We start from the raw sequence: 12,069 nt of genomic DNA on the forward strand, positions 1-12,069 counted from the left end.
TCGCTGTATGTCCCCCTGCGGCCCGGCTCAACCTCTCGCGGAGGCGCGATTGCGTTTTCTGTCGGTGGGGCGAGGCAGTATGTGCTGGTGAGCGCGCTCAACCACTTCACCCAGGTGACCAGGCAATGGTTCTCGGGAGCCTTCGCCGCTCCCACGTCCGCCCAGGAGGGCGCGTGGGAGTCCATCGCGCGCGGCGACAACACGCTGGTCGTCGCGCCCACCGGGTCGGGCAAGACGCTGGCGGCGTTCCTGTGGTCGCTCGACCGGCTCGCCGCCGAACCGGCGGAGCGCAAGGGCACCCGCGTGCTGTACGTGTCACCGCTGAAGGCGCTGGCCGTCGACGTCGAGCGCAACCTGCGGGCGCCGCTGGCCGGGCTCAGGCAGACGGCCCGGCGGCTGGGGCTGCCCGTGCCGGAGATCTCGGTGTCGATCAGGTCGGGCGACACCCCGGCCGAAGACCGGCGGCGGTTCGCGGCCAAGCCGTCCGACATTCTGATCACCACGCCCGAGTCGCTGTTCCTGCTGCTCACCAGCCAGGCTCGGGAGGCGCTGCGCGGCGTGGAGACGGTGATCGTCGACGAGGTGCACGCGGTGGCAGCGACCAAGCGCGGCGCGCATCTGGCGTTGAGCCTCGAACGGCTCGACGCGCTGCTCGACCGGCCCGCGCAGCGCATCGGGCTGTCGGCGACGGTGCGTCCGGTGAGCGAGGTGGCGGCGTTCCTGGGCGGGGTCCGTCCCGCGACGGTGGTGCAGCCGCCGTCGGAGAAGCGGATCGAGATCGAGGTGGTCGTGCCCGTCGAGGACATGACCGAGTTGGAGGCCCGCAAGCCGGCCGAGGAGGAGTTCGCGCCGGAGCCCGCGAACCGGTCGATCTGGCCGCACGTCGAGGACCACCTGTTCGACCTGATCGAGGCGCACAGCTCGACGATCGTGTTCGCCAACTCCAGAAGGCTCGCGGAGCGGCTCTGCACCAGGTTGAACGAGCTGGCCTACGGCCGACGGCAGGGCCTGGAGGCGGTCGACCTGGCGATCTGGGAGAGCGCTCCGGAGAACCACGAGGACACCGGGCCGATGCGCCGCCCCCCCGCCGAGATGATGGCGCAGGCCGGGTCCAGCAAGGGCGTGGTCACGGAGATCGTGCGGGCGCACCACGGGTCGGTGTCGAAGGAGGAGCGGGCGCAGATCGAGGAGGCGCTGAAGTCGGGGCGGCTGCCTGCCGTGGTCGCCACGTCCAGCCTGGAGCTGGGCATCGACATGGGCGCCGTCGACCTGGTCGCCTGCGTGGAGGCGCCGCCGAGCGTGGCCAGCGGGATGCAGCGCATCGGGCGTGCCGGCCACCAGGTGGGCGCGGTGTCCAAGGGCGTGATCTTCCCCAAGTACCGGGGCGACCTGGTGCAGACGGCCGTGGTGGCCGAGCGGATGAAGAGCGGTCAGATCGAGGAGCTGCGCTACCCGCGCAACCCGCTCGACGTGCTGGCCCAGCAGGTCGTGGCGATGACCGCGCTCGACGAGTGGACCGTCGACGAGCTGGAGTCCGTGGTCAAGCGGGCCGCTCCCTACGCCACGCTGCCGCGCGCCGCCCTGGAGGCGACGCTCGACATGCTGGCGGGGCGCTACCCGAGCGAGGAGTTCGCCGAGCTGCGTCCGCGCATCGTCTGGGACCGCGTGACGGGCGCGCTGCGCGGGCGGCCGGGGGCGCAGCGGCTGGCGGTGACCAACGGCGGCACGATCCCCGACCGTGGGCTGTTCGGCGTGTTCCTGGTGGGCGAGAAGGCGTCCAGGGTGGGCGAGCTCGACGAGGAGATGGTGTACGAGTCGCGCGTCGGCGACGTGTTCGTGCTGGGCGCGACCTCCTGGCGGATCGAGGACATCACGGCCGACCGGGTGCTGGTCTCCCCCGCTCCCGGCCAGCCGGGCAAGCTGCCGTTCTGGCACGGCGACGCCCCGGGGCGTCCGGCCGAGCTGGGCAGGGCCATCGGCGGGTTCCTGCGCGAGCAGGCCGGGCACGACTCGACCGACCGGATGCGGGCCGCCGGGCTCGACGAGTACGCCTCCGGCAACCTGGTGGCCTATCTCAAGGAGCAGCGCGAGGCCACGGGGTACGTCCCCGACGATCGCACGCTGCTGGTCGAGCGGTTCCACGACGAGCTGGGCGACTGGCGCGTGGTGATCCACTCCCCCTACGGGGCGCGGGTGCACGCGCCGTGGGCGCTGGCGATCAACCGGCGGCTGCGCGAGCGCTACGGCGTCGACGTGCAGGCCATCCACTCCGACGACGGCATCGTGCTGCGCATCCCCGACACGCTGGCCGAGCCGCCCTCCGACGTGGCCGCGTTCGACGCCGAGGAGATCGAGCAGATCGTCACCGAGGAGCTGGGCGGTTCGGCGCTGTTCGCGTCGCGGTTCAGGGAGTGCGCGGGGCGGGCGTTGCTGCTGCCCCGCCGGACTCCGGGCAGGCGCACCCCGCTCTGGCAGCAGCGCCAGCGGGCCGCCCACCTGCTGGGCGTGGCCTCGCAGTACGCCTCGTTCCCGATCGTGCTGGAGACGATGCGCGAGTGCCTCCAGGACGTGTTCGACGTGCCGGGGCTGGTCCAGCTCATGCGCGACATCGCCGCGCGCAGGGTGCGGGTGGTGGAGGTCGAGACGTCGCAGGCGTCGCCGTTCGCCGCGTCCCTGCTGTTCCACTACGTGGGCGCGTTCATGTACGAGGGCGACGCGCCGCTGGCCGAGCGGCGCGCGCAGGCGCTGGCGCTCGACACCGCGCTGCTCGCCGAGCTGCTCGGCCAGGCCGACCTGCGCGAGCTGCTCGACCCCGACGTGATCTCCGACAGCGAGCGCGAGCTGGCCAGGCTCGACCGTCCGCTGCGCGACGCCGAAGACCTCGCCGACCTGCTGCGCTCACACGGGCCGCTGCTGGCGCCCGACGTGAGCGTGCGCGGCGGCGATCCGGCCTGGCTGGAGCAGCTGGAGCGGGCGCGCAGGGCGATCAGGGTGCGGATCGCGGGCGAGGAGCAGTGGGTGTCGATCGAGGACGCGTCCAGGATGCGCGACGCCCTCGGCGTGCCGCTGCCCGTCGGGGTCCCGCACGTGTTCCTGGAGCCGATGGCCGATCCGCTCGCCGACCTCGTCGCGCGGCACGCCCGCACGCGCGGGCCCTTCCACGCCGGAACGGCGGCGGCCCGGTTCGGGCTCGGCGTCGCGGTGGTGACCGACGCGCTGCGCCGGCTGGCGGCCGCCGGGCGGGTGGTCAGCGGCGAGTTCCGGCCCGGAGGCAGGGGCGAGGAGTGGTGCGACGCGGGCGTCCTGCGGATGCTGCGGCGCAGGTCGCTGGCCCGGCTGCGCAAGGAGGTCGAGCCGGTCGCGCCGGAGACGCTGGCGCTGTTCGCGTCCGCCTGGCACGGCGTCACCGGGCCCTCGTCGGGCGCGGGTGGTCACGGCGCGAGCGGCGCCGGAGCTGCGCGGGCGATGGACGCGCTCGTCCACTCCATCGAGCAGCTCCAAGGGGCGGCGGTGCCCGCGTCGGCGCTGGAGACGCTGGTGCTGCCGTCGCGGGTGCCCGGCTACCATCCGGCGCTGCTCGACGAGCTGACCTCGTCCGGCGAGGTGATCTGGGCAGGGCAGGGGTCGCTGCCCGGCGGCGACGGATGGGTGTCGCTGTACTTCGCCGACACCGCGCCGCTGCTGATGCCCGAGCCGGGCGAGATCACGATGACGCCGGTGCACGAGCAGGTGCTGGAGGTCCTGGGCGGGGGTGGCGCGCTGTTCTTCCGCGGGCTGTCCGACCAGCTCGGCTCGCTCGACGACGCGGCGCTGGCCTCGGTGTTGTGGGATCTGGTGTGGTCGGGGCGGGTGTCGGGCGACACGCTGGCTCCGCTGCGCGCGACCCTCGGGTCCGGACGTCCCGCGCACCGGCCGGCGACCACGCGCCGCAGGCGGGCGGTGCTGCCGAGCCGGAGCGGGCCGCCCACCGTGGGCGGCCGGTGGTGGCTGCTGCCCTCGCCGGCGGCCGACGCGACCCTGCGGGCCCAGGCCCAGGCGGAGGTGCTGCTGGAGCGGCACGGGGTGGTGACCCGCGGGGCGGTGACGTCGGAGCGGCTTCCTGGCGGGTTCACGCCGGTGTACCAGGTGCTGCGTACGTACGAGGAGAGCGGGCGGTGCCGCCGGGGGTACTTCGTGGAGGGCTTGGGCGGCGCCCAGTTCGCCCTGCCGGGTGCCGTTGACCGGATGCGCGCGATGGCTCCGGGCATCACCGGGTCGAGCGCGCCGACGCCAGGCGGGCCGCCCGGTGGTGGCGAGGCCTTCGGCGCGGGTGGTGATCGTGCGGGGGCGCGAAGGGCGGTGGTGCTGGCCGCCGCCGATCCGGCCAATCCGTACGGGGCCGCTCTGCCGTGGCCGTCCCATCCGGGTGACGTGGGGCACAAGCCCGGCAGGAAGGCGGGGTCACTGGTGGTGCTGGTCGACGGGTTCCTGGTGCTGTACGTGGAGCGGGGCGGCAAGACGCTGTTGTCGTTCACCGACGGCGATCGGCTGCAGCCGGCGGTCGACGCGCTGGCGCTGGCCGTCCGCGACGGCGCGCTCGGCAAGCTGACAGTCGAGCGGGCCGACGGCGCCTCGATCGTCGACTCCCCGCTGGCGGCGGCGCTGGAGGCGGCGGGCTTCCACCCGACTCCACGAGGCCTGCGACTCCGCGCCTGACGCCCCTCTCCCTGCGACACCGCATCCCTGGGCCGTCTCCTCGCCTGTGGTGGCTGCGGCGCTCACCAAGGGCGGGGCTTGTATACGATTAGCGGTCAAATGACTGATCTGACACTGGGCGGAACTCATCGCACCCTGCGCGACGAGGTGACCGCGGAGATACGGCGGCGCATCGTGTCCGGCGAGCTCGCGCAGGGCGAGCGGCTGATCGAGGATCGGCTGGCCGCGCTGCTCGGGGTCTCCCGCAACCCGGTGCGCGAGTCCATCCGGGTGCTGGCCGCCGAGGGGTTCGTGCAGGTCATTCCCCGGATCGGGGCGACGGTGGCCCGGCTGTCCGCGGAGGAGGCCGAGGAGCTGTTCGACGTGCGGATGGCGATCGAGGGGCTGGCCGCCCGGCTGGCCGCGCGCAAGCGGACACCCCAGGGGGCCGAGCGGCTGCGGCGGGTGCTGGAGACGGCCAAGGAGGCCGTCGAGAACGGGCGGCTGGAGCAGGTGGCCGATCTCAACACGTCCTTCCACCTGGCGGTGGGCGAGGTGGCGGGGAACTCGTACCTGAACCTGATGATGACGCCGATGCTGCAGCGTGCGCAGTGGGTGTTCAGCCAGACCGCCGCCGTGCGCGGCCCGCACTCGTGGACTGAGCACCTGAGCCTGTGCGAGGCGATCGCGGCGGGCGACGAGGACGAGGCGCAGGCGAGGGCCGTCGCGCACGTGGCCGCGGCCCGGCGATCGTTCCTCACGGCCATCGGCCGTACAACAAAACACCCGAACGATTAGAAAACACTCAGATAACAACATGAGGCCTGGAAATACCGCTGAAATGTAAGGTCTTGTATACAGTCTCCCAAACGTTCCCCCCTTCGGAGGCAGCATGAGACCGTCCCCCAGGCTCGTCGCGGCGCTCGCCGTACTCCCACTCGCACTGGCGGCTTGCGGCGGCAGCGGTTCGAGCGGCACGTCCGCTCCCCCGTCCGTGGCCGACGCCTCGGCGGACGACCGCGCGGTGAAGGGCGGCGGCACGCTGAACGTCGCGCTCAACGCCGACCCCGACGCGCTCGACCCGAGCAGCTCCACCACGCTGGTGGGCCGCGAGGTGTTCGCGAACATGTGCGAGAAGCTCTTCGACATCGACGCCAAGTCCACGCTGGTGCCACAGCTCGCCACCGCCCTGCCGGACGTCTCGGGCGACGGCAAGGAAGTGACGATCAAGCTGCGCCAGGGCGTGAAGTTCAACGACGGCACGGCGTTCGACGCCGAGGCGGTCAAGAAGTCGCTGGACCGCCATCGCACCTGGGAGAAGTCGTCCCGCCAGGCCGACCTGGAGGCGGTCGAGAAGGTGACCGTCGTGGACGCGTCCACCGTGAAGCTCACCCTCAAGCGGGCCTTCACGCCGCTCACGGCGCAGCTCGCCGACCGCGCCGGGATGATCATGTCGCCCAAGGCGCTCGACGCCGGGGGCGACAACTTCGGCGCCGGCCCTGTCTGCGTCGGCCCGTTCACGTTCGCCGGCCGGACCTCCGGCAGCCAGATCGTGCTGGAGAGGGCGGCCGACTACTACGACGCCGCCAAGGTCAAGCTCGACAAGATCGTATACAAAATCATCGTGGACCCGAACGTCCGGGCCGCGAACCTGAAATCCGGCGACGTGCAGGTGGCCGACCAGCTCGCCACCACGACGGTCGCGGGTGTCCAGGCCGACCCCAACCTCAAGGTCGTGTCCGGCGGCGGGCTCGGCTACTACGGCATCACGATCAACGTCGGCAACGCCGGCGGCTCCACCGAGAAGCCGGGCCCGGTCAACACCGCGCTGGCCAAGAGCCCGCAGCTGCGCGAGGCGTTCGACCTCGCGCTCGACCGCGACGTGATCAACAAGACGGTCTACAACGGCCTGTACGAGGCCGACTGCTTCCCCGTCGCCAAGGACAGCCAGTTCCGCGACGCCGGCCTGCAGTGCCCCAAGCGTGACCTGGCCAAGGCCGAGCAACTCGTGCAGGCGTCGGGCGTGCCCACGCCGATCCCGGTCACGCTGACCGCGCCGAACGACGCGACGAACCAGCGGCTGGCCCAGGTCATCCAGCAGATGACCAAGGAGGCGGGCTTCAACGTCAGCGTGCAGACCGCCGAGTTCGTCGCCACGCTGGAGCAGGGCAAGTCCGGCAAGTTCGACGCGGTGCTGAACGGCTGGTCGGGCCGGGTGGACCCCGACGGCAACCTGACGAACCTGATCACCACCCAGGGCAGCAACAACTACGGCGGCATGTCCGACCCGGGCATCGACGACCCGATCAAGGAGGCCGCGGCGGCCACGGACGTGACCGAGCGGGCCGCGCTGTACGCCAAGGCCATGCAGAAGGCGGCCGAGGTGCGCGGGGTGCTGTACCTGTACCACAACAAGTACTACCTGGGCATGCACAAGACGGTCGCCGGAGTCCAGTACTTCAAGGACGGCCTGCCCCGGTTCGTCACCGCTGGGTTCGCCGCGTAATGCTCTGGTTCATCCTCAGGCGCTGCGGATCGGCGGTGCTCGTGCTGTTCCTGGCCAGCGTCCTGATCTTCCTCGGGATCAGGGCGCTGCCAGGCGACCCCGCCGTGGTCATGGCGGGCCAGGAGGCCTCTCCGGCCGTGGTCGAGACGATCCGCCACGAGTTCGGGCTGGACAAGCCGCTGCCCGCGCAGTACCTCGACTACGTCGGGCAGACCCTGTCGGGCAACCTCGGCCGGTCCACGCAGGACCAGATCCCAGTGGCCGACATCCTCGCCGAGCGGCTGCCGGTGACACTGGAGCTGGCGGCGCTGGCCATGCTGGTGGCGGTGGTGGTCGGCCTGGGCGCGGGCATCGTGGCGGCGGTGCGGCGCGGACGGCTGCCCGACTACCTGGCCACCGGCTTCGGCCTGGCCGGGCTGTCGGTGCCGCACTTCTGGCTGGGCCTGCTGGGCATCCTGCTGTTCGCGGTCACCCTGCGCTGGCTACCGGCGTCCGGGTACGTCCCGTTCAGCCAGGACCCTGCCGGCAACCTGCAGCGGATGCTGCTGCCCGCGCTGGTGCTCGGGGCGGGGTTCGCCGCGATCCTGATGCGGCAGACCCGCTCGGCCATGCTGGGCGCGCTGTCGGCCGACTACGTCCGCACCGCCAGGTCCAAGGGCCTGTCGGAGGCGAAGGTGGTGGGCGCGCACGCGCTGCGCAACAGCCTGACGACCGTGGTGACCGTGCTGGGCCTGCAACTCGGCGCGCTGATCAGCGGCGCGGTGGTGACGGAGCAGATCTTCGTGATCCCCGGCTTCGGCAAGCTCACCGTGGACGCGGTGCTCACCAGGAACTACCCCGTCATCCAGGCCGTGGTACTGATCACGGTGATCGGGTACGTCCTGGTCAACCTGCTGGTGGACATCGCCTACGCCTTCCTCAACCCGCGCATCCGGCTGTCGGGAGGCGGTCATGGCTGAGACGCTGACCGTGCCGATCAGGACCGGCAGGGCCGATCGTAGGCGCCGGCTGTGGCGGCGTTTCCGGCGCCGCCCGATGCCGATGACCGGGCTGGTGCTGGTCGCGGCGTTCCTGCTGCTGGCGCTGGCGGGCCCGCTGGTGACGGGCGACCCGGCCCAGCAGGACTACCTGGCCACGCTGGCCGCGCCGTCGGGCGCGCACCCGCTCGGAACCGACGACCTGGGCCGTGACGTGCTGGCCAGGATCGCGCACGGGGCCACGGTGTCGCTGCAGGCCGGAGTGCTGTCGACGTTGCTGGCGCTGGCGGTGGGCATCCCGATCGGGCTGGTCGCCGGCTTCTACCGGCGCTGGCTGGACCCGGTCGTGATGCGCCTGGTGGACGTGACGCTGGCCTTCCCGTTCCTGGTGTTCGCGGTCGGGCTGGCGGCGATCATCGGCCCGTCGCTGAAGGGCGTGGTGCTGGCGCTGGGCTTCTCCCAGCTCCCGGCGGTCATCCGGATCACCAGGGGCGAGGTGCTGCACATCAGGGAGATGGACTACGTGGCCGCGGCCGTCGCCGACGGCGCGAGCGACCGTCACATCCTGCTCCGCTATGTGCTGCCGAACTGCGCGAGCCCGCTCATCGTGCAGGCCACGGTGGCGATCCCGGCGGCGATCATCGGCGAGTCCACGCTGTCGTTCCTGGGGCTGGGCGTGCAACCGCCGACCCCGTCCTGGGGCGTCATGCTGACCACCGCTCAGCAGTACCTGGACGTCGCCCCCTGGCTGGCGATCTGGCCGGGGCTGATGATCGCGCTGGCCACGCTCGGCTTCAACCTGCTGGGCGACGGCCTGCGCGACGTTCTCGACCCGAGGAGCGGCCGATGAGCCTGCTGGAGATCACCAACCTGACGGTCGACTTCGCCACCGAGGACGGGCTCGTCCAGGCGGTCAGGGACGTCTCACTCACCCTGGACGAGGGCGAGATCCTGGCGCTGTGCGGCGAGTCGGGCTGCGGCAAGTCGGTCACCGCGATGTCGGTGCCCCGGCTCCTGCCGCCCGACACGACCAGGCTGTCGGGCTCGGTCAGACTGGACGGCCGCGAGCTGACCACGCTGCCGGAACCGGCGATGCGGCAGGTACGCGGCAAGGACGTGTCGGTCGTCTTCCAGGAGCCGATGACCTCGCTCAACCCGTCGTTCACCGTCGGCTACCAGATCGCCGAGGTGCTGCGCAGGCACGAGGGCCTCACCCGGGGAGCGGCCAGGCAACGCGCCGTCGAGCTGCTCGAGCTGGTCGGCATCCCGGCGCCGCGACGCCGTGTCCAGGAGTACCCGCACCAGCTCTCGGGCGGCATGCGGCAGCGCGTGATGATCGCGATCGCGGTCGCCTGCTCGCCCCGCGTGCTGATCGCCGACGAGCCCACCACCGCGCTGGACGTGACGATCCAGGCAGGCGTCCTGGACGTCTTCCGCGACCTGCGTGACCGGCTCGGCACCGCGATCATCCTCATCACGCACGACCTGGGCGTGGTCGCCGACATCGCCGACAGGGCCGTGGTCATGTACGCGGGCCGGGCCGTCGAGCAGGCACCCGTCGAGGACCTGTTCGCAGGGCCGCTCCACCCGTACACCGCCGGGCTGATGAAGGCGCTGCCGTCGGCGGCGGTCGACGGCCGCCTCGCGGAGATCCCCGGCATGGTCCCCTCACCGATGTCGGACCCGGACGAGTGCGCGTTCCAGGCGCGCTGCCCGCGCGTGCAGGCCGACTGCCGGCTGGCTCGGCCGGCGCTCATCCAGCGGGCGGACCACCATCTGGCGGCCTGCTTCCACCCGGGAGGGCACTCGTGATCCTGCGGATCGACAACCTGGTCAAGCACTACGGCCAGGTCCGCGCCGTGGACGGCCTGTCGCTGGAGATCGGCCAGGGCGAGGTGCTCGGCCTGGTGGGCGAGTCGGGCAGCGGCAAGTCCACGGTCGGCAAGTGCGTGCTGCGCCTGGCCGAGCCGACCTCGGGCAGCATCGCCCTCGACGGCCGCGACATCACCCACCTGTCACGGCGGGCCATGCGCCCGCTGCGCAGGGACGTCCACATGGTCTTCCAGGACCCCTACTCCTCGCTCAACCCGCGCTTCACGATCGAGCAGATCGTCGGCGAGCCGCTGCTGCGGCACAGGGCGGCGACCAGGCGGGAGGTGGGCGCGCGGGTCGCGGCCATGCTGGAGCAGGTCGGGCTGCGCCCGGAGATGGGCTCGCGCTTCCCGCACGAGCTGTCAGGCGGCCAGCGGCAGCGGGTGGGGCTGGCCCGCGCGCTGATCCTGGGGCCCAAGCTGGTGGTGGCCGACGAGCCGGTGTCGGCGCTGGACGTGTCGGTGCAGGCGTCGGTGCTGAACCTGATCAGCGACCTGCAACGGGAGATGGGCTTCTCCTGCCTGTTCATCACCCACGACCTGTCGGTGGTGGAGTTCCTGGCCGACCGGGTCGCCGTCATGTACCTGGGGAAGATCGTCGAGTCCGGGCCGACGGCCCAGATCTTCGCCGAGCCCCGCCACCCCTACACGCAGGCGCTGCTGTCGGCCGCCCCGGTGGCCGACCCGGTCAAGCAGCGGCAGCGGCGCCGGATCGTGCTCGGCGGCGACGTGCCGAGCCCGCTCGATCCACCGCCGGGCTGCCGCTTCCACACCCGGTGCCCGCTCGCGTTCGACAGGTGCCGCACCGACGAGCCCGAGCTGACCGACCCGCGCGCGGGCGGCCATCCGGCCGCCTGCCACCTGGTCACGGCCGACCGCGTCCCCGACGCCACCGGCCGGTAGACCCCCCAGTAGACACCCCGAGGAGAGGAATGAGTTTGTTCACCACCAGGCCAGAGCTGACCGGAGACTTCGGCATGGTGGCCAGCACGCACTGGCTGGCCTCCGCGACCGGGATGGGCGTGCTGGAGCGCGGCGGGAACGCCTTCGACGCGGCGGTGGCCGCCGGCTTCGTGCTCCAGGTGGCCGAGCCGCACCTGAACGGGCCCGCCGGCGAGGTGCCGATCCTGCTGTGGAGCGAGGCCGAGCAGAAGGTGTCGGTGGTGTGCGGGCAGGGCGTCGCCCCCGCCGCCGCCACCATCGACCGCTTCACCGACCTGGGCCTGGACGTCGTTCCGGGCACCGGGCTGCTCGCGGCGACCGTGCCGGGGGCGTTCGGCGGCTGGATGCTGATGCTGGAGCGCTGGGGCACCTGGTCGCTCGCCGACGTGCTCGCCCCTGCCATCCACTACGCCGAGCACGGCGTCCCGGTGCTGGAGCGGATCTCCGCCACGATCGCCTCCGTCGAGCAGCTCTTCACCGAGGACTGGCCGACCTCGGCGGCCACCTGGCTGCCGGGCGGGCGGGTGCCGCAGCCCGGCGGCCGGCTGGCCAACCCGGTGCTCGCCGCCACCTACCGGCGGCTGGTGGCCGAGGCCCAGGCCGCGTCGGGCACCCGTGAGGGGCAGCTCGCCGCCGCCCGCCGGGCGTGGTACCAGGGGTTCGTGGCCGAGGCGATCGCCGAGTTCAGCGTGAAGACCGCCTGGCGTGACAGCTCGGGCGAGGTGCACGGCGGCCTGCTCACCGGCGCGGACCTGGCCGGCTGGGCGGCGTCGGTCGAGGAGCCCGTCACCTTCGACTACCACGGGCACACCGTCTGCAAGACGGGCCCGTGGGGGCAGGGGCCGGTGTTCCTCCAGCAGCTGGCGCTGCTGTCGGGCCTCGACCTGTCCGGCATGGGGCACCTCAGCGCCGACTACGTCCACACGGTGATCGAGTCGGCGAAACTGGCCTTCGCCGACCGCGAGGCCTGGTACGGCGACGCGGACGTCCCCATGGCCGACCTGCTCGGCGAGGAGTACAACGCGGGCCGGCGCGCGCTGGTCGGCGCCGAGGCCAGCATGGAGCTGCGGCCGGGCGCACCCGGCGGGCGCGCGCCGCG

General features: G+C 72.4%; 8 protein-coding genes. All 8 read left to right on the top strand.

Going from position 1 to position 12,069, the window contains the following annotated elements; genetic code table 11:
• Positions 1–87 precede the first annotated feature (87 nt).
• Entirely contained in the window at positions 88–4,695 is a 4,608-nt protein-coding gene (locus ABZ297_RS30790; RefSeq protein ID WP_355353176.1) for an ATP-dependent helicase, read from the top strand.
• Positions 4,696–4,794: 99 nt separating this feature from the next.
• Positions 4,795–5,472, top strand: coding sequence for a GntR family transcriptional regulator (locus ABZ297_RS30795; RefSeq protein ID WP_355353179.1), 678 nt, complete (start codon positions 4,795–4,797; stop codon positions 5,470–5,472).
• A 94-nt stretch (positions 5,473–5,566) separates the two neighbouring features.
• Positions 5,567–7,180 (top strand): ABC transporter substrate-binding protein, encoded by a 1,614-nt coding sequence (locus tag ABZ297_RS30800; protein ID WP_355353182.1) that lies wholly within the window; start codon positions 5,567–5,569, stop codon positions 7,178–7,180.
• Positions 7,180–8,139, top strand: coding sequence for an ABC transporter permease (locus ABZ297_RS30805; protein WP_355353185.1), 960 nt, complete (start codon positions 7,180–7,182; stop codon positions 8,137–8,139). The genes ABZ297_RS30800 and ABZ297_RS30805 overlap by 1 nt, the downstream gene beginning before the upstream one ends.
• Complete coding sequence (locus ABZ297_RS30810) at positions 8,132–9,007, top strand: ABC transporter permease (protein WP_355353188.1); 876 nt, start codon at positions 8,132–8,134, stop codon at positions 9,005–9,007. The genes ABZ297_RS30805 and ABZ297_RS30810 overlap by 8 nt, the downstream gene beginning before the upstream one ends.
• On the top strand, positions 9,004–9,969 hold the full coding sequence (locus ABZ297_RS30815) for an ABC transporter ATP-binding protein (RefSeq protein WP_355353191.1): 966 nt from the start codon (positions 9,004–9,006) through the stop codon (positions 9,967–9,969). The genes ABZ297_RS30810 and ABZ297_RS30815 overlap by 4 nt, the downstream gene beginning before the upstream one ends.
• Positions 9,966–10,931, top strand: coding sequence for an oligopeptide/dipeptide ABC transporter ATP-binding protein (locus ABZ297_RS30820; RefSeq protein WP_355353193.1), 966 nt, complete (start codon positions 9,966–9,968; stop codon positions 10,929–10,931). The genes ABZ297_RS30815 and ABZ297_RS30820 overlap by 4 nt, the downstream gene beginning before the upstream one ends.
• Before the next feature lie 29 nt (positions 10,932–10,960).
• Positions 10,961–12,069, top strand: a 1,109-nt coding sequence (locus ABZ297_RS30825; RefSeq protein WP_355353196.1) for a gamma-glutamyltransferase, incomplete at its 3' end; no start/stop codon positions are given.

This window comes from Nonomuraea sp. NPDC005983, assembly GCF_040614375.1.
GTDB lineage: Bacteria > Actinomycetota > Actinomycetes > Streptosporangiales > Streptosporangiaceae > Nonomuraea.